16 protein-coding genes are annotated in these 18,496 nt (G+C 42.9%); all 16 read right to left on the bottom strand.

Annotated features, from left to right (window positions below):
• Nucleotides 1-73: 73 nt before the first annotated feature.
• Entirely contained in the window at nucleotides 74-1,030 is a 957-nt protein-coding gene (locus CHRO_RS01175) for a glycosyltransferase family 2 protein (RefSeq protein ID WP_015152342.1), read from the bottom strand.
• A 27-nt stretch (nucleotides 1,031-1,057) separates the two neighbouring features.
• Nucleotides 1,058-2,038, bottom strand: coding sequence for a glycosyltransferase family 2 protein (locus CHRO_RS01170; protein ID WP_015152341.1), 981 nt, complete (start codon nucleotides 2,036-2,038; stop codon nucleotides 1,058-1,060).
• 16 nt (nucleotides 2,039-2,054) lie between these two features.
• Nucleotides 2,055-3,176 (bottom strand): hypothetical protein, encoded by a 1,122-nt coding sequence (locus CHRO_RS01165; protein WP_015152340.1) that lies wholly within the window; start codon nucleotides 3,174-3,176, stop codon nucleotides 2,055-2,057.
• Between the two features lie 105 nt (nucleotides 3,177-3,281).
• Nucleotides 3,282-4,607: a lipopolysaccharide biosynthesis protein gene (locus CHRO_RS01160; RefSeq protein WP_015152339.1), complete on the bottom strand. Its 1,326-nt coding sequence runs from the start codon at nucleotides 4,605-4,607 to the stop codon at nucleotides 3,282-3,284.
• 298 nt (nucleotides 4,608-4,905) lie between these two features.
• Nucleotides 4,906-5,733, bottom strand: coding sequence for a heterocyst development glycosyltransferase HepC (hepC, locus tag CHRO_RS01155; protein WP_041462311.1), 828 nt, complete (start codon nucleotides 5,731-5,733; stop codon nucleotides 4,906-4,908).
• 447 nt (nucleotides 5,734-6,180) lie between these two features.
• Complete coding sequence (locus CHRO_RS01150; RefSeq protein WP_015152337.1) at nucleotides 6,181-7,356, bottom strand: glycosyltransferase family 4 protein; 1,176 nt, start codon at nucleotides 7,354-7,356, stop codon at nucleotides 6,181-6,183.
• Between the two features lie 1,034 nt (nucleotides 7,357-8,390).
• The gene (locus CHRO_RS01145) at nucleotides 8,391-9,221 is read right to left on the bottom strand and encodes a glycosyltransferase (protein WP_015152336.1); all 831 of its coding nucleotides are present in this window, start codon (nucleotides 9,219-9,221) and stop codon (nucleotides 8,391-8,393) included.
• Nucleotides 9,222-9,262: 41 nt separating this feature from the next.
• Complete coding sequence (locus CHRO_RS33100; RefSeq protein WP_015152335.1) at nucleotides 9,263-9,625, bottom strand: hypothetical protein; 363 nt, start codon at nucleotides 9,623-9,625, stop codon at nucleotides 9,263-9,265.
• 132 nt (nucleotides 9,626-9,757) lie between these two features.
• The gene (locus CHRO_RS01140; protein WP_015152334.1) at nucleotides 9,758-10,534 is read right to left on the bottom strand and encodes a PIG-L deacetylase family protein; all 777 of its coding nucleotides are present in this window, start codon (nucleotides 10,532-10,534) and stop codon (nucleotides 9,758-9,760) included.
• A 171-nt stretch (nucleotides 10,535-10,705) separates the two neighbouring features.
• A complete protein-coding gene (locus CHRO_RS01135) occupies nucleotides 10,706-11,710 on the bottom strand; it encodes an NAD-dependent epimerase/dehydratase family protein (protein WP_015152333.1) in 1,005 nt (334 codons plus the stop codon).
• Nucleotides 11,711-11,740: 30 nt separating this feature from the next.
• The gene (locus CHRO_RS01130) at nucleotides 11,741-13,099 is read right to left on the bottom strand and encodes a DUF4910 domain-containing protein (RefSeq protein ID WP_015152332.1); all 1,359 of its coding nucleotides are present in this window, start codon (nucleotides 13,097-13,099) and stop codon (nucleotides 11,741-11,743) included.
• Between the two features lie 216 nt (nucleotides 13,100-13,315).
• Entirely contained in the window at nucleotides 13,316-14,128 is an 813-nt protein-coding gene (locus CHRO_RS01125) for a nucleotidyltransferase family protein (RefSeq protein ID WP_015152331.1), read from the bottom strand.
• A 119-nt stretch (nucleotides 14,129-14,247) separates the two neighbouring features.
• On the bottom strand, nucleotides 14,248-14,790 hold the full coding sequence (gene rfbC / locus CHRO_RS01120; RefSeq protein ID WP_015152330.1) for a dTDP-4-dehydrorhamnose 3,5-epimerase: 543 nt from the start codon (nucleotides 14,788-14,790) through the stop codon (nucleotides 14,248-14,250).
• 16 nt (nucleotides 14,791-14,806) lie between these two features.
• Nucleotides 14,807-16,081, bottom strand: a complete 1,275-nt coding sequence (locus tag CHRO_RS01115) for a class I SAM-dependent methyltransferase (RefSeq protein WP_015152329.1) — start codon at nucleotides 16,079-16,081, stop codon at nucleotides 14,807-14,809.
• Nucleotides 16,082-16,166: 85 nt separating this feature from the next.
• On the bottom strand, nucleotides 16,167-17,198 hold the full coding sequence (locus tag CHRO_RS01110; protein ID WP_015152328.1) for an NAD-dependent epimerase/dehydratase family protein: 1,032 nt from the start codon (nucleotides 17,196-17,198) through the stop codon (nucleotides 16,167-16,169).
• Between the two features lie 15 nt (nucleotides 17,199-17,213).
• Nucleotides 17,214-18,443, bottom strand: coding sequence for an L-2-hydroxyglutarate oxidase (lhgO, locus tag CHRO_RS01105; protein ID WP_015152327.1), 1,230 nt, complete (start codon nucleotides 18,441-18,443; stop codon nucleotides 17,214-17,216).
• Nucleotides 18,444-18,496: the final 53 nt, after the last annotated feature.

The raw sequence follows: 18,496 nt of genomic DNA, 5'->3' as shown, positions 1-18,496 counted from the left end.
GACAGCATTTAAACCAAGGCAGATTTCTCAATTGATAATTACGAATTACGAATTACGAATTACGAATTACGAATTACAAATGCTGCGCCCATACCTCTGAGGAGCGATCGCCATTGCTCCAAGTTAACCACGCTTGCCAGCGCCCGTGCATGGAGGCAAGCCACTTTTGCCAAGCTAATTTTCTTTGACTCGGTAAGAACCGCAATAACTGTACTAAACCCCAAGCATCTCGCGTTCCTACCAAAACCGCCCAGATCGCGAAGGCTGTTCGCCGTATCGGGCTTAAATGTTCCAGCAAAGATAAGGTTTCATTATATGTCATGTTGCTAAAAGCAATTGCATTAAACTGGTTGCGCCGATCTTCATCAAACCGCTGCCCGAGGTAGTGATCGACGACTATTTGAGGATCGTAAATCAGCTTCCAGCCAGCCCGTTTTAGAGTTAGGCACAACATCAATTCGTGATGTACCTGCGCCCCCGTACCCCGCATCCGCTCATCAAAGCGAATATGAGCGATCGCCGAACGCCGATAACTGGAGTTTACCCCTTTCAGTATGTCAACTTCACGGGCATTTCCTACGCCAAGATGGTGGTTGCCAATTGCCCGTCCAAACCACTGCAATCGACCCACTACATGAGATTGACCTTCGACGAGCTGCGTTCCGTAGTGCATTCGATCGCGTCCGCCAACACCACCCACTTTCTCATCTGCTAAATAGTGAGCTTCTATCCGCTCCAGCCAATCGGCGTGAGGTGCGGCATCGTCATCGGTAATGGCAATAATCTCTCCTTTTGCCACATCAACGCCTGCATTCATGGCTGCTACTACCCCTGGTACGCCTACCTTGACAGTGCGTATCGGTAAAGCATGAGGGTCTAATTCTGCTAGTAGTTGCCAAGTTTCCGTATCGCTATCGCGGACGACCACCAGCACCTCATCCGCCGGTCGAGCTTGCTGTTGTAAAGCTACTAAACAGCGTGCCAAGTCTTGCGAACGGCGATAAGTAGGTATCAAAACAGAAATCATCATGACTTGCTAACTCCACGACTCACCCGATTAGACTTTTAATAGCTTGACGATTGACCCAGGCGTAAAGCTCAGGGTCAGTGCAGCTACACTACGCAAATTTAATTGGTATTGGATTGCTTTCCAGAAATGGGGGCGTGCTGCCGCAATTTGTCCAGACCGCATCAGACCAATTCCCAAAGTCGTGTGAGATTGTGCTAATTTGGCTCTAAAATACGGGCGAAATTGTTGTAAACGCTTATCTGCGATGAATTGCTCGTAACAAAAAATTCCTGCTTTACCCGTGCGAATCTTCGCCTGCACGTTTTTTTTGCCGCTGATTTGCGTCTCTGATTGGGGGTGAATGCGGTAGCGCGTCAATCTTTCGGGATAGTAGTAAGCACCCTTACCAGATCGACAAGCAAGATACGCCAAGTAGAGATCCCAAAACAATCCTACTTCCAGCGGGATGCTATCCCAATCGATCGCATCTCTACGGATGACAGTTGCTAGGGCGATGAATACGGACTGATCGACCACACTCAACTCGTAAAAAGGTTGATAAACTCCTTCTTTAAGCCGCGATCGCTGCCAATACCGCGTATTTTCCTCAGTTTTTAGATAATCGATTTTATCCTCTGAGTCAATCACGTAATGATCGCAAAAAGCGACAACCAAATCTGGATTAGCATCGAGATACGGTACGAGTTTTGCTAAATAATCTTCATTCCACAGATCGTCATCATTTAAACTCGCAACATACTTGCCTTGTGCTTCTTTAAATGCACTCGTGACATTTAATGCAATGCCTAAGTTCTGTGGATTGCGGCGTAACCGAATTCGGGAGTCTTGAAACTCGTCAATAATTGCTTGAGGATTGTCAGGACTGCAATCGTCAGATACGACGATTTCGATATTCCGATATGTTTGGCGTACCGCACTCGCGATCGCTTTTCTCAAGTATTCTGGGCGATTGTAGGTAGGAATAATAACACTAACTAACGATTCTGGCGCTGTTATATTAGTAGACATAGCTGGTTAATAATTATTATAATTTTTCGCTGACTGTATTCAGAAAGCGTAACGCTGTAGGTACGGGGCTGTAATTTTCTAGCGCCCACTGTCTGCCTTCAATAGATATCTTTTCTAAAATTTCTGGTTCGCTGGCTATTCTATCCACAGCTAGTTTGATATTGCTCAGATCGATCCCAATGTAGTGTCGCCAGTTTTCTGGCATGACCGGAATCATAAAACCGTACTTGTCAAAATCCTCGCGCACGCTAACGCATCCTGCTGCAAGAGACTCCCAGTAACGCCAGTTATCCCAATCTGTAATTCGATTTGATTTCCACTCCAATTTGCTGAGAATTTTTTTGAGCAAACGACTTGTTGCCGTAGAAGGATCGCGAGGTACAGGAGTGACAAAAAAGCCACCAAAACAGGCGCAAGCAGCGTAATCTTTTAAACTTTGGAAATAACCTGGCGAATGTCTTCTCCCTGTTTGCGACCAATTCATGTAGTGATAAGGCTCTGTAGAAAAGTTATCCAGACCTTCAACGACATTATTAACTGGTAGAGCCGCATCGATTTGAGGCAGCAGTTCTTTACGAACTATTCGCCTAACAGAGTGCTTAATTTTGTGCGGTTCTCTAAAGTTCACTAATAATTGTCTTTTCCTTGCCTGGATCGGTAGAATGTTTTCTAATTCTCGCAACATCCGGCTAGATATTCCCTGCGCCCAAGGGTGAATATTGCCGGGATATTTAAAGTAACGGTTACAACTAACTTTAAAAATAAAATCGAACTGGCGAAATTCGGGTTTGTAAGCGTGCGTTTTACTACCATCATCGCTGTCTAGATAGACAGTAATATATTTTCGATTGGGATGAAATAAATGTTGTGGAAAAGGCTTATTTGCCACTTGAAACCAATCTTGATTGAGGACAACAATTGAGCAGTCATCTGGTGTAATTTCAGGGTCGTGGCGAAACAGGTACTCTTCTGTCTCTGGAGCTAGCCGCCAATAGTTGATATTGGCGTAAGCATCTATTCCTAAAGTTTTTAATCCATCACCCAAGCAAATCATCGTGTGGGGATAGCCTGTTTTTTCAGGAGTATCCGGTGGAATGCAATAAAAATAGACTTTGCCACTAAAATTGGTCGATTGCATTCAGATGCCTCCAGTTATGCAACTTATCTCTTGTCGAGGGTCTTTTACTAAGCATAATTTATACCTTATAATCGGTCGCGATCGCGGGAACAATTTGAGCCATCCTCACTGATGGAAAAATACCTGCCGTAAAAAATCTATATCATTTCTAGTCGCAATCAAACTGGGAGGACGTACTTTCAAGAGTAGTGGGTAGCCGGCAAGCAAGCAAACTAGGCGAAAGATAGTCGAAATTAACAATGACCAGCCCGCACCTTCTAATCCGTAGATGGGAATGAGTATTAACAAAAGGGGTACAGTCACCAACACGCTGATTGCTTCTACAACCGTCAGCGCTCCTGGTCTACCTACAGCCATAAAAGCTTGAGCCAAAACCCAAGCTGCGCCTCCAATCGCGATCTCTGCGCTGAGAATGCGAAAAACACCAACAGCCTCGACAAATTTGTCACCATAAAGCAATTGAATCAAAAAAGGAATTGGGATTGAAACCGCTAGGGCAACGACTACAGTGACAGCCGTACTGACACGGACTGCTCGTCCCGTTAAAGCCACTACCTCTTCAATCGGACGTGCGGCAATTTTGGGTAGCAAGACGGTAATCGTCGAACTGTGGAATAAACCCAGCATTCGAGAGACACTCAAAGCTAGCGTATACAGACCCATCGAAGCAGGAGATAGCATAGTCACCACTAATGCTTGATCGATCTTCTCGGCTAGAGTTCCCAGTAAGTTCATGCCATAAGCACGAATGCCGTAACCGACTAGCAATCGATAGGCACTGCCTAACCCTTTCCAACGGGGGTGAAAGCGCTGCCATAAGTATCTCCACATCCAAAAAAATAGAGGTAACCCAGGAATGCTGTAGGCTAGAGCAGCCGTCAAAGGAGTCAGCCACTCGGTCAACGCTAATGCGCCCAAAATAGCTAGAGTAAATAATGGTTGTAGGGAACGAAGTTGATTGACAAAGGTAAATTCTTGGTTTGCTTCTAGGATTGAGAAAAAAATTTCTGTTAAAAGGACGATCGGAGCTAGGATCATGTACCATTGGGCAAAGCGAATCACATCTGCCGAGTACTGTGGAAGGAACCTTGGCATGAATACGATGCCGAGCGTCATGGCAAACAAACCCAGTACCATGCTCAATCCGAGAGCTGCTGAAAAAAGTTCCGATTCTTTTTCTGGGTGACGCTTGAAGTTGTATTGTATGGCGGATGGTAAACCCAACATTAAGAGGTAAGCTAAAAACTGAGGCCAAAGGGCGATCGCATTATATTCTCCTCTTCCTTGCGGCTCCAAAGCTCTAGATGTAATGATTCCAGTTCCCATGTTGGCGGCTAGCACGAGTATCCTTGCCATGACTGTCTGCAAAGTCGCAGCAGTAGAGCTACGTCCGTTCAAAACCCACTGAACTCGACTTCTGATTGCTTTCATTTACTAAACTCCAAACCATCAGTACTCGATACTCGATCTGGGTTTATGGCTTGCTGTTGAAGCGATCGATATTGCTGCTCAGAATAGGATTTTCCCATCCTAGCTGGTTCAATCCATCCGAATGTATCTATTCTCATGTTGCTATTAGAGCTTGGTTGATCGCTGTGCTAGCTGCTAGCTAGTAGCTAACAGATCGAAATTGTATATGAACTGAAGATTCAGTTGTGTATTTTCTGACAACACCTAAATCAAAAACTGCTAAACAAACAACTATTGGTGCTTAGTGCTTGTACTCCACTCATACCGAGTGCAGTTTTTCTATGCTGCGTTCGGACTGTGGTTCTTGGTGTCGCGCTTCTAAAAGTTGCTTTTTGTCAAGTGCTTTTTTGTCTAAACTCAGCCTTACCAACTGCTCCAAAGTCAGATAGCGTCGTTCGACAATCCCGATCTCTCCTCGCAAAGCATTGAATAGCTTCGGCAGTCTATCGAAATGATATTTACGCAGCCATCGATCCACATCTTCGAGTCGAAAGCGTCCGTAACGCTCCAGCAGACTTTTTGACTCGTGCTGTGCGTCGTTTTCTCGTAGTCTAGAATTGGCTGTTGCGATTAATTGAAATTTGTATAGTCTGAATAGCTTACCTTGCTGGCTCACGTACCACTGCCGATCGCAGGTGAATGGGTTTGGCGATCGCCAGCAGGATATGCAGAGCAATGCGAGTAGTGCAGGACTGAGCAATAAAATTAACAGAGCCGCGATCGCTCGGTCGAGCAGCTCTTGCAATCTCCCACCCATCAGATTTTGTCGCTTTGCTCTTTTGAGTTGAGGTGGTAAGCGCAGAAATGCTGTTTTGTTTGTTTGAGCGCACGCATCAGCCCATAGTTCGATCTCTGCCTCCCCAAGATTGGGATCGAGGCATACTCCCTTTAATGATGACAGCTTTAAACGGTCTACTAACCATTCCTGACTGTCAAGGCTAGAGAGATACATTTTTCTTGTTGATGCTAAATTTACAACCAGATATTGTTGTCGCCACCTCAGTTTATAGCGCAAAATTTGATTAGTTTGGCGCTCTCGCTCGATAGTAGAGCTATTAGGCATAATTCCAGCTTTAGATGTTGACATGTAACGGCTATAGTGTTTCAATTCCCCAAGCAGGGATGAGATCCAGAATTAAATGCAAATTGGCATCTCTAATAGAGATATGTATTTGCTTACAGGCGAATTGACTTACAAATCAATCTGTCCAAGTATTTTCAAGAGTATGACCTCAACTTGTGTAAACTGGCAATTAAAAAGTTTTAGATTTGTATGTCTTAAATTAAGATGACACGTTGAACTTACGTGATTTCGGAAACGATCGAGCAAATTTATACTTATGTTATGCAAAATCCCCTAAAACCACCACGATATTAGCCAGCTTTCACTGTTTCTTTACAGTCAATACTCGAACTATATAAAACTTTTATAAAAAATATATAAAGCCTACGCGATACCACTAATCCTTTCGATTAGCAAGTACTAACTTTCCTAGAGCAGAACTTAAAAATTTGAGGTTGAATAATTGGCACATTATCTTAACAAGACTTGGCGCACTTGTAATACAATTTTCTGCCAATCAAAATGAGTTGCAGCATACTGCCGACAAGCATCTCTAGAAGGTAACGAACTCGGGTCGGTCAGTAATTCCGCTAATCTCCAAGCGATCGCAGTTGCCTCGCTTGTATCAGTAATTAATTCTGGTGAAAACGGAGCTAAAATTTCTGGCATTCCGCCTATAGGAGTACATAACACGGGAGTACCGCAAGCAAGAGATTCTAAAACTGTTAAACCAAAACCTTCCAATGATTGGCTGGGCATGACACAAAGATCTGCTGCTTGGTAAGCAATCGGTAATTGCTCGTCTGGTAAAAAACCTAGAAATTTTACGTGTTCTTGTAGTTCCATCTCTGCGACTTGTTGTTCTAAAACTGGTTTGAGCGGTCCTTTACCAGCTATAGCCAACCAGACATCAGGAATTTTTGGCTTGATTTGTGCCAGGGCTAGCAGTAACTTGTCTAAACCCATGCGGTGAACCAAGCGACGGGGCGCGAATAGAATCAATCGTTCTGAAGGAAAGTTTAAATGTGTCCGAGCTTGTTGCCGCGATAAGTTGGGCTGAAAGCGTTGTAAGTCAACCCCACCTGGAATGGTATTAATTTTGTGCCACGGAACTTGATATGTTTGATGCAAAATCTCGCCAAAGGCACGGCTGAGAACGATAAAGCGATCGCAACGACGATAAACCGTTTTTTCTACCAAGTGCTGTTTTAGCAACACGCTCAGTTGACTGCCGCCTTCCTGAGCGCTTTCTAATGCCCAGGGACCGTGAAAAGTAAACGTCACTGGTACGTTCTTAGGTAAGTTCTGCAACAATGGCAAACTGTACAGCGCGAAATTTAGGTTAATTGCATCTGGTTTTTGCAGTTGCCGCTCGGCAAAGTTGCAACGGGTTGACCACAATCGCTTCCAGAGGGGACGGTCGGGTGCAGCTAAATTGACTAACTCTACTGCTGAGTTATCTAGTATTGGCAAACCCAGACCATATAGGGTAACGCGATCGCCTGCCGCAGCTAGATGATGCGTTAGTTCGTATACGTAGCGGTCTAGTCCTCCTGGCGCGTGCGGAAACCACCCCATACCAACGCAGTCAATACGTGCAGGTGTAGCTACAGAGTTATCTTGTTTTGGCAAACGATCTGATATCATCTAAGCCCATGACCAAATTAACAATTAATATTACGCTCTAGCGAGAGCCTTTACGCCTGCTGCCGTCACATTTTGGCACTTACAAGCTAGTGTGGCGCAATCCAACCTAGCATGGGAAGAACTTAGCATTGTCAACCAAAGCTAGCAAGTCATTTGCATATCATGTTTCTTGAGAGAGCGAGTTGCTTACGGGCGCACCAAGCTTCGGAATTGGCGATCGCGTCAAGCAAGTCAGCATTCATAGTCAATTTCAGCCTCTCAATCGGTATAAAGTCGGTATAAGCGGATTATACAGATATGATTGCCCATCTCTCTAGCGCAAAATTCTCAGTTATAATCCCATTCTTCTTCGCAATATAGCAGATGCCTGAAATAAAATCGAAGAATTTTTCCATATTCTCCAAAGTTACTCTGCTCAAAATAATTGCTCCTAAGAAGAACAAGAATATTTGTCACTTACTATGACAGATGTTTTAGAAAGCACCAGCATTAGCTACACAACCATAAATCGATTACGAATCGCTCACCAATTTTAATTGTATGACAATCCGTTTACCTCTTCACAAAGTCGTAGTTTTTCTCGGTGAGATAGGGTGCATCTAGAGTCTAGCTATTTTGCCCTTGAGATTTTGGCGATCGCGATGAGCATGAGTTATGTCAGTTATACAAACTCTATAACTATCCTCACTTCAAAAATCGCCCGCTTATGCGGTCTAAAATAACAACCTAGATCGCCTGGGAAATTTTCGATTTATTGAGAATTATTTGCTATTCTGTTGCAGCTCGACTTCCTCTATTCAGTTATGCCTATTTCGATTTCAAGAAGCGAACCCAAAAATAGTACTAATCGATTGTCTGTTTTAGAATCTATCGTTTTTGAGACACTTGCCTCAACAAAAAATCTTGGATTGACTGCTAAAATCCTATAAGTTGTCACTCAAGAAATAGCGATAAGCTAATTTTAACCAACCTAATTAAACTATTATTTCCCTGACTCAAAAGCTAGTTGAGATAAATTAAATAGCAGTTTCCAATTAATTTAAATCTTTAGATTTTCCAAAATTATCAATAATTTCTGTTATTACCCTACGATATTCTTGAGAATACTTCTCTCGTGTATGATTTGCCCTCACAAATTCCCACGATCGCCGTGCCATTGCCTTTAAGTCTGCTGGAGGTAGGCTAGAGATTTTCTGAATCTCTTTTTTAATCTCTGCTATGGAAGCTTCTTTTAAAATAACTCCATAATCATCTCTGACATCTACACTAGCTTCGTAAGTCACAATTGGGATTAAACCAGCGTGCATACAGGTAATTACACAACCGCCGCCACCTTCAGAACATGAAGGATAAATAATGCCAAGACAAGAATTAGCAATTTTTACAAAGTCAGAACTACTAACATCAATCCATCCATAAGTATGAATATTAGGAGTATGATAAAGTTCTTTATAAAAGGCTTTTTCAAAATCTAATTCTTTGCTAACTGGACCGCAGATAGTTAAGTGGCAATCTGGCATTTCTGCAAAAGCTTCTAAAACTAGATCTAATCCTTTATGAACTGCTCCATTACTACCAAACCATAAAAAACGCTGGCAACAAGTAGCAAAATCTTTCTCTTCGGGAAATGGATAAATTTCAGTTGTCGAAATTGGCACGCGATATATCGGTTTGCGAGCATATTTAAAGGTATTAATCGTAAATTCATTTCCTAAAACAATAGTACAGTCCGCGTACTCAACTCCTTTATTCGGTAGCTCAAACCTGTTATTGCGTAAAGTTATACCTCTTCTTTGTTGCAAGGCATATAATCGATTGCACTCCGCCGCGTTATGAAATATGATATGGGCTGTATCAGCGTACAAAACTCTGATACAATCCCGATCGAGCAGTGGAGCTAATCTTTCTAGATTGTGCCGACTATCGATCGCGATAGAATATTTTTTTTGGGTATGAATAAATCGTTAAATAACGTAATCACGTCAACACAATAACCTAAATCTAACAAGATTCTCACCATCTCCACAGTTTCCCAATGATGGGTGTGCTTATTACAAACTGCTTCAGTAGATTTGGCGAGAAATGGATCGAGGTTATATGAAATTAGAGCGTTTCCTTTGGCAATACCTTCTGGCTTGAAAGAAGCAACTTTAATCCGATTAATTCGACCTCTAATTTTATCAAGAATAAAATTGAAGTAGTACCCCAGACGATGCAAGAATCTAGCAATCATGACTGTTCTATTGCTATCTATAATTAGAATATTCATATATCTGAACTCTGTTTTTACCTAAAAACAGAGTTGTTATTTTAGTTTACTGCAAACATTCAGCCTACTATTTTAGTTTACCGCGAACATTATCTGTTCTTAATAACTTGTAACTATAAAGTCGAAATGACTTTATTGTTTGAAAAATAATTCGTATGGCGAAAAAAATCGTCGTAAGAAACCACGACTGAGACCGGGAATCTGCGATTGATAAGTTTCTATAGCTTGATGTTTTCGATCGCGAACGGAATTAATCGGTAGTCGATAAGCGCCGTCGAGATCTCTCCCCTGAAGTTGAAATGACAGAGGATTTTGCCAGAAGATCCAAATGGGATATTGTAGTAGCTCTATCTGCATTCCAGACTGGGCGATCGCAGTCTGGACTAGATCGTAAGTTGCTTCATGATCGGCGTGAACATCTTTGCGATGAGGAACGTACACTTCTCCTGGCGTAGTTTTCTGTAACAACTGAACGATTTGCTCGACTAAATTTTGGCGCGATTCACTGGTCAAGCTAGCCAAAGTCCCGTCGATTTGGTCGAGAAAAATAATCTCTGAATCAGCAACCCCAAGAGCATCAAGCGCAGCCTGAGCTTCTTTTTTACGCAAGCTGATAACTTCTGCCGTTTCCATACGATCGAGGAAACCATAGCGCCCGTCAGTCATAAACACGACTTTCACTGGGACTCCCTGCTGCCGTTTGAGGGCGATCGCGCCACCACAGCCTAAAGTTTCATCATCTTGGTGAGGAGCAAAAACAATTGCCGATTTCTGGCTGGGCGCTAAAGGTTTGCTTTTCCTCGCCACAATCCATAAAAATAATAAATAAGAAGTTAGATTTCTGAGGTGCAAGCCAACAATAACTTTTAGCCTATTGATAAGTTCTTGTACTCTTTGTTTACTAGTCATATTTTTTACTATTTCTGACTAACTATTTTTTACTAGCTATATCGATCGATCCCCTGTTTCAAACTTAGAATAACAAATTGCATATGCTACAACTAGCCAAGACTACGGCGATCGGTATGAATTTTTCATCCATCGGGCAATCAAGGCTAAAAGTATAGAGCTACGAGCGCTTTAAGTGCGCTCGGCTTTTGACTGCTGACGAAACCAATCAACTGTAGAAACTAAGCCTGTTTCTAGAGCAATTCTCGGCTGCCAGCCTAATTTATCTGAAGTCAAGGTTATGTTTGCTACTCGCACTTTTTCTACTGGTCGGTCGGGTAAAGCACCAAACAAAGGTTCTATTTGTGGATTAATTATTTGCGTCAGTTGTTCTACAAGCGAACGAATAGAAACTAAGTTACCCGAACCTAGATCGAAAGTGTATCCTTCAACTCCAGGTACTCTTGCTGCCGCTAGCATACCGTCAATCACATCATCAACGTAGATCCAGTCAACTTCTCGCGTACCACTGGCTAGCTTGGGAGCTTCGCCTTGGAGTAGAGATAGGGTAACGGAAGGAATAATTTTATGAATGGGTTGCCTGGGTCCGTAGGTCATAAACGGGCGCACCAGAACTACAGGTGTTTGGTAAAGATGGTGAAACATCCGGCTGTAAGCAACACTAGCCCACTTAGCAGCAGAATAGGGTGAAATTGGCGCAATTTCACCTTGTTTTGGTTCTGGTTCCTCTAACGAGCCGATCGTGACTATGCGATCGCACTGCATTTGAGTCGCAACTGTCAAGATATTGACAGTACTCACTACTAAGCTGTGAAATGTGGGCAACACCAACTCTAAACCAGCAACACCAGTAATCAGCCCAGATAAATGAAAGACTATCTGGGGCTGAATTGTCTGAAATAGATTTTGCACGACTTCTAAATCTTCCACATTGCCTTGCCACCAATGCAGTAATTCACGATCTGTCGTGCGTTCTGTGCGAGAAATAGCGTGAACTTCCGCACCATTTTGACATAGGCGATCGCACAAATGAGAACCCAAAAATCCACTCGCACCCGTGACTAAAATTTTCTTTCCCGATAATTCCGCCAGCGCTTCACTCATCTTAACTTCAACTATTTGGGCAATAGATTCATCTTCTTTGTCATAGTCTAGATCGCAGTCAGATTGACTCATCTACATATAGATGTATTTTACGAAAATTCTTTATGCTTTCATAACTGGTTCTGGCTTAGCTTTCAACAGTTCGCAGCCCGCTAGAGCATCTGCTGCTTGCTTGATGACATCAAAACTGAGTTGCGATCGCTCGGCTATGTCTAATAAACTGTATTCGCCATCAGATAAGTTGAGAACCCATAACAAAGCTAGCTCATTCACTTGTTCTTCTGCATGACCGCCTACAGCTCTGTACAGTCCTCTTTTACCGAGGCGTGGTTCGCATTTAGGATTTTGATTTAAGTAAGTGCGATTATTTTCTAATACGTGCAAAATTGACAAAAATTTGGCAAACGAATCACCTAAATACTCGGGCTGCACGAAGCTCAAATTATCTGCGGAAGTATGATATTCAGAATACTGACCGTGGGAGGATCGCATGAAACAACCTACTGGCAAATTAAACCCAGGAGAACAATATTGCCGTTCGTCGTAGCCGTAGGGAAAAAAGTCAATAACTTGATATTCCGAACCAGAGTGTTGCATGACGTGGATTGCAGCTCGATCTATCTGCGTATCACCCCGGCGACTTCTTTTATAAGTATATTTTCCTGCGTCACCTACGCCAGTAACAACTAAACCGTGAGCAATTTTATTGACATTTTGCTCGTTTAAAGCCAACCAGGTCACGGAACCAATCGTACCTGGAATAAACAGAAATCTATAAGAGTACCTTCGTTGTTGAATTTGACTGAGGTGTTTAGCTAATAATGTAGCTAATGAGATACCGGAAAGATTATCGTTACATAAAGATGGATGGCAGGTATGGCAGGAAATTAAAATTTCTTCTCGCGTTTCGCCTGGTAAATAATATTCGCCATAAGTCAAATACCCAGGTTCTAAACTCGACTCGATACAAATTTCGTATTCTTCCTCTTCCAGCGATAAAAATTGTGTGTGACTTAAGCAAAATCCCCAAGTTTCTTTGTAGTAAGAAGTTCGATATGGAATGCGATCGGGATATTCTGGGAGCGTATGTAAATGTGCTTTTAATTCAGATAAGCTGACAGTTTTATGTACGGGAACGCTATAGTTCACAACGTGCAAATTGCATTCCTGAAAATCTACGATCTTCTCACCTCTTGAGTTTTTGATATATGCATCTTTAATATTCCATTCTTTTGGTATTGTCCAGTCAAAGACTTCCGTACCTGTAGGAATTTCTGCTATTTCTAGAGGAATGTGTTCTTGAAGAATTTTTAGGGTTTCTCGGACTCCATTGCCTGTAATACTACGACAAATTGGATATAACCGAGAGATCGTTTGATAAATTTGTCGTCCTATCTCGTTTGAGTTGAGGGATTTCCTTAAAGAAGATAAATTATGAATGCTCGGACTAACTTGAACCATAATTTTACTCCTACAACAAGTTTGTTACTAATTTTATATATGTATTCAAAATTATTTTAACAGGTTCTGCAAATCAGAACTATTTTCGACCAAAATGTAGAAGATTAATCGAAATCGGATGATTCGATCTATTTTAGAGACTTAAGATATTTATATGAGATCTAAGAATCAAATTGAACGAATAATACGTGAGGAGCTTTTCATCAATTTCAAACGCTACATTTCCTCAGATGTTAAGTAGCGTATGGCTCGCTGTAAATCTGCTGGAGTACCGATATCTAAGTACGGTTGGCGATCGCAGATTTCTGCTTCTACTTGCAAACCAGCATCAATTGCTGCTTGAAAAACATCTCCAATCGGAACTTCGCGGGGTGGAGAAGAATTATTCTGTCGCTCTATTTCTAACTTAGCAACAAATTGATGGAGAAACTCTGTAAAACTTGGTTTCCAGACAGCCGCACACCAGCTGTATTGCAATTCACTTTGGGCGGGTTTTTCAATAATTTGTCGTACCCGTCCTCGCTCGTCGAAGTCTACCATACCACCTTTGTGCGAATGCTCGAAGGGTAGCAAGTTGATTGCTACATCTGCATTGCCAGCATAAAGCCTTGTCAGCAAACGTTTGTATGTATCATCTGGTTGAAAGAGAATATCGGGAAACCCGATCGCGATCGCTGCATCTTTAACAAAAGGATACGCGCGATCGAGGGTATATGGCACGCCAAAGGGTAAACCGACTACCAGATAGCCTAAATCCAAACCTACGATGTCGCCATCGCCAAAATAGGCAGGAATATCCCATTTTCCAGGGCGTAGGAGAAAGAAAGCCTTCCGAATCCCTGCCGTTTGCATCTTTTCCAGCAAGTAATGAGATACAACTTTGGGACGCAGGCTACCATCTACTTGAGAGCGAAAGCCAATCGGATACAATTCCTTGCTACAAGGCAAGGGAGAAATGCGGGTTGCTTGTCCCCCTGCTGGTAACAGCCCGATGACTTCCTGCTGTGGATTGTAGTTATAAGTTGCCATTTATAGTTATCAGTAGTCAGTTATCAGTTGTCAGCCTCGCCTTACCTCTTAACCAACTTCCAACTACCAATTGCCAATTGCCAGTACCCACTACTCACGACTCACTTCCAACAGGATGACTATTTAATTAAAACAGTTTCTAGCAAATCCCATTCCAGATCTTTGCGAGAAATTTCGCTCACTGGTAGCCGCCACTGAATATCCAAAATCGGATCGTTGTAGCGCAACCCCCGCTCGTATCCAGGCGTATAAGACTTATTCATCTGATACGCTATCTCTGTATTATCGTCAAGAGTTTGATAGCCATGAGCGAACATTTCTGGAATGTATAGCGCCCTATGATTATCGGCAGTCAATTCCACACAGATATGAGATAAGTATGTGGGAGAATCGGGGCGCAAATCGACAATACAATCGTAGATTGCTCCTTGAGTGCAGCGAACTAACTTTGCCTCTGTTGCTGGAGCCGCTTGGTAATGCATTCCTCGCAACGTACCTTTTTTATGATTGAAGGCAATGCTGCACTGGACGTTAGTAATTTCTAAGCCAAGCGCAGCAAATTCGCGATCGCAAAAAGTCCGCGCAAAAAAACCCCGACTATCCTCTTTTGGCTCTATGTCAATGATATAGGCTCCCTGGAGCGCCGTTTCAGTAAAAAGCATAGGCTTGATAGTGGCATTAGCTAGCTATAGTAGACAAAACCTGTTGCTGAATCGCTGGATAAACTTGTACTTCTGGAATCGGCACGACGAACTGTCCGCCCCATTCAGCAATATATGCCATCTGGGTCATAATCTCTTCTTTCAAATTCCAGGGTAAAATCAACACGTAATCGGGCTGTGTTTCGCGGATTTTATCTGGATGCAGAATTGGAATATGAGTTCCAGGTAGGAATAAACCTTGTTTGTAAGGACTGCGATCTACGGTATAGTCGATGAAGTCTTTGCCCACACCGCAGTAATTCAGTAGGGTATTGCCTTTAGCTGGCGCACCGTAGGCAGCGATTCTCTTTCCTTGAGATTTAGCTTCGATCAGAAATTTCAGTAGCTTGCGCTTGGTTGCTTTGACTTGTTCGCCAAATGTCAAGTAAGTTTCAATATCTTCCAACCCAGCAGCCGCTTCTTTTGCCTTCAGTTGCTTGACGCGGTTGCTAACTACTGGCTCTACTGCATCGCTATGCTTGCCGTAAATTCGTAAAGAACCGCCATGCGTCGAGAGTTCTTCGACATCAAATAACGTTAAACCGTGCGCGGCAAACATTTTCTCTACTGTAATGAATGAGTAGTAAGAAAAATGTTCGTGATAAATCGTGTCAAACTGATTTTGCTGCATTAGTTGCAGTAAGTGAGGAAATTCCATTGTCAAGATGCCATTTGGCTTCAGGACTATTTTCATGCCACCGATAAAGTCATTCACATCGGGAACGTGAGCCAGAACGTTATTTCCTAATAATAAGTCTGCCGATTTTCCTTCTGCTACCATTTCTTTAGCTGTATTAACGCCAAAGAATTTTACCCAAGTCGGAATTCCTTTTTCGGCTGCTGCTTTGGCAGTGTTTGCGGCTGGTTCGACTCCTAAAACTGGGATACCTTTTTGATGAAAATATTGCAGCAAGTAACCGTCGTTACTAGCAATTTCAACGACTTGGCTAGCCGAATTAAATTTAAATCTTTCTACCATTAACTCAGTGTAAGCTTTAGCATGTCTGAGCCAACTCTCGGAATAGGAAGAAAAATAAGCATAGTCACCATCGCCAAAAATGTGTTCTGGAGATTCAAATTCTTCTAACTGTACCAAAAGACAGCGATCGCAGACGTATGTATGAAGTGGATAAAACTTCTCGGCGCGATTCAAGTGTTCTGAAGTTAAATTATCATTTGCTATAGGTGACATACCTAAATCTGCAAAAGTATATCGCAGTTCGTTGCCACAAAAACGACACTTTTTACTCACTATCCGATCTCTCCTACGATTCAGCTACTAAATTACAAAATAAATTCCACTCAAAGAGTGGAAACTGAAGTTTGCGCAAACAAGATTATTTTGGTTGATTCCAAAAGAAATCTTTATCCAACTGTCCTGTTTGCAATAAATACTCCAATTGCTTCAAGCGAGTAAACCCTCTGGAAGTAAATACATCAGCAGTCATTTGAATTCCACTAAACAACTCAAATAACTGTTTTGCTCCCCGCCGTGCATCCCACTCACACTTAAACCCTGGTAAGGTAGAGTTAATCTTCTCAAAACTGACTCGGTAACTGCGATTATCCGATCCACTGTCCCCGAAACTCACCTGACAGCCAGGAAAAGCTTCAGCTACAATTTCGGCGATTTCTCGTACTTGGTAATTGTGCGCCGTATCCCCAACGTTGAAGATTTGATTGTGAATGATGTCCCGTGGTGCTCCTAAGGCACAAATAATCGCTTTACATATATCTAGTGCGTGTACTAAAGGTCGCCAAGGCGTACCGTCACTCGTCATTTTGATTTCCTTTGTCGTCCATGCTAATCCAGCTAAATTGTTCAGGACGATATCAAAGCGCATCCGTGGCGAAGCACCAAATGCTGTAGCATTTCTCATGAATGTAGGCGAGAAGTTGTCATCTGCCATTGCCGTTAAATCCCGCTCTACTAAAGCCTTACACTCGGCATAGGCAGTTTGCGGATTCACGGGAGAAGCCTCTGTCACATCTCCCTCGGTGGCAACACCGTAGACGCTGCAAGAGGACATGTACACGAAACGACGAATCCCCGCAGCTTTAGCTAAATTTGCTAACCGTACTGAACCTTTGTGGTTAATGTCATAAGTAATATTGGGTGCGAGTTGTCCAGTAGGATCGTTGGACAATTCTGCCATATGAACGATCGCCTCTACACCCTGCAAATCTTCTGTAGTAATGTGGCGAATATCTTTATTTAAGGTTTGAGCCGTCGTCTCAGTCCCGTTGTACAACCAGCCAACTTTGTAGAATCCGGTGTCTACTCCTAGAACTTCATGTCCTCGTTTGATTAATAGTGGTGGTAGTAAACAGCCTAAATATCCTTCTGTACCTGTGACTAATACTTTCATTTATAATTATTCTTCCTATACTTTGACTGTGTTTGCCTGGGAGGGGGATTGGGAAATTGCGGCAACAATTGCCTTCCCAATCTCTAGCGAAGAGGTAGCGGCTGGAGAAGGAGCATTACAAACGTGCATGGCATTTTTTCCTGGCACGAGTAAAAAGTCATCCACCAAACTACCATCAGCTTTGAGTGCTTGCGCTCTCACTCCCGCGTGAGTTGGCACGACATCTTGTTCTCGCACCTCTGGAATCAATTGTTGTAGACTCCTGACAAAGGCAGCTTTACTCCAAGAACGAACGATTTCTTTAATTCCTTCATCGGCGTGTTTGGCAGCTAATTTCCAAAAAGCTGGATAGGTTAGCACTTCTGCCAAATCCTTGAAGTCAAAATCTGTTTTGTGATAGCCTTCACGCTTGAAACTCAAGACTGCATTAGGTCCAGCGTGAACGCTGCCATCAATCATGCGGGTAAAATGTACGCCCAAGAAGGGGAAAGCCGGATTGGGTACGGGGTAGATCAAGCCTTTGACTAAGTAGCGTTTTTCTGGTACGAGTTCGTAGTATTCGCCACGAAAAGGTACGATTTTGGCTTGGGGATCGACTCCGCTCTTTTTGGCAATGCGATCGCTTTGCAGCCCGGCACAATTGATCGTAAACTTTGTCTCAAAGCTACCAGAGTTAGTGTCTAGCACTGTCCTGTTGCTCGTATGTCGGATTCGTTCTACCTTAGTACCGAGCTTTAATTCTCCACCCTGAGCTTGAATTATTTCGACATACTTCTGCGCAACCTTTTTGTAGTCCACGATTCCGGTTGTAGGGACGTGGATTCCTGCCAAACAGCTGACATGCGGTTCGTATTCCGCAACTTCTGCCGCACTCAACTTTCTCACGCCCAAGCCATTAGCTATACCTCTTTCATAAAGATTATCTAGTAATGGCAGTTGCGCGGTAGTCGTGGCAATAATGACTTTGCCGCAAACTTCATGAGGAATATCGTGCTGCTGACAGAACTCTACCATCGAGCGACTGCCTTCTCGACAGAATCTAGCTTTGAAGCTACCTGGCTTGTAGTAAATGCCCGAGTGGATAACGCCGCTGTTATTCCCAGTTTGATGAGATGCCCAATCGTTTTCTTTTTCTAAGACTAGAATTTTGGCATCGGGATAGCAATCGCCTAGCGTCATGGCTGTAGCCAACCCTACTATCCCACCACCAACGATCGCGAAATCATACGTGAGATTATTATTCATGCGATTGAAGTGACTAATATTACACTTGTCAAGGCGAGTTTAATGCTCGATGG

Origin of the sequence: Chroococcidiopsis thermalis PCC 7203, from assembly GCF_000317125.1 — a bacterium.
Lineage (GTDB): Bacteria > Cyanobacteriota > Cyanobacteriia > Cyanobacteriales > Chroococcidiopsidaceae > Chroococcidiopsis > Chroococcidiopsis thermalis.
Note: the sequence above shows the minus strand (reverse complement) of the source record. Positions and strands in the feature narration are given on the sequence as shown.

Excerpts from the sequence above, each read along its gene's own strand:
- CHRO_RS33100 (WP_015152335.1), bottom strand. The coding sequence starts at position 9,625 with ATGAATATTCTAATTATAGATAGCAATAGAACAGTCATGATTGCTAGA.
- CHRO_RS01175 (WP_015152342.1), bottom strand. The coding sequence starts at position 1,030 with ATGATGATTTCTGTTTTGATACCTACTTATCGCCGTTCGCAAGACTTG.
- CHRO_RS01165 (WP_015152340.1), bottom strand. The coding sequence starts at position 3,176 with ATGCAATCGACCAATTTTAGTGGCAAAGTCTATTTTTATTGCATTCCA.
- CHRO_RS01110 (WP_015152328.1), bottom strand. The coding sequence starts at position 17,198 with ATGAAAGTATTAGTCACAGGTACAGAAGGATATTTAGGCTGTTTACTA.
- CHRO_RS01130 (WP_015152332.1), bottom strand. The coding sequence starts at position 13,099 with ATGGTTCAAGTTAGTCCGAGCATTCATAATTTATCTTCTTTAAGGAAA.
- CHRO_RS01125 (WP_015152331.1), bottom strand. The coding sequence starts at position 14,128 with ATGGCAACTTATAACTACAATCCACAGCAGGAAGTCATCGGGCTGTTA.
- lhgO (WP_015152327.1), bottom strand. The coding sequence starts at position 18,443 with ATGAATAATAATCTCACGTATGATTTCGCGATCGTTGGTGGTGGGATA.
- CHRO_RS01140 (WP_015152334.1), bottom strand. The coding sequence starts at position 10,534 with ATGACTAGTAAACAAAGAGTACAAGAACTTATCAATAGGCTAAAAGTT.
- CHRO_RS01135 (WP_015152333.1), bottom strand. The coding sequence starts at position 11,710 with ATGAGTCAATCTGACTGCGATCTAGACTATGACAAAGAAGATGAATCT.
- CHRO_RS01160 (WP_015152339.1), bottom strand. The coding sequence starts at position 4,607 with ATGAAAGCAATCAGAAGTCGAGTTCAGTGGGTTTTGAACGGACGTAGC.
- CHRO_RS01150 (WP_015152337.1), bottom strand. The coding sequence starts at position 7,356 with ATGATATCAGATCGTTTGCCAAAACAAGATAACTCTGTAGCTACACCT.
- rfbC (WP_015152330.1), bottom strand. The coding sequence starts at position 14,790 with ATGCTTTTTACTGAAACGGCGCTCCAGGGAGCCTATATCATTGACATA.
- hepC (WP_041462311.1), bottom strand. The coding sequence starts at position 5,733 with ATGTCAACATCTAAAGCTGGAATTATGCCTAATAGCTCTACTATCGAG.
- CHRO_RS01170 (WP_015152341.1), bottom strand. The coding sequence starts at position 2,038 with ATGTCTACTAATATAACAGCGCCAGAATCGTTAGTTAGTGTTATTATT.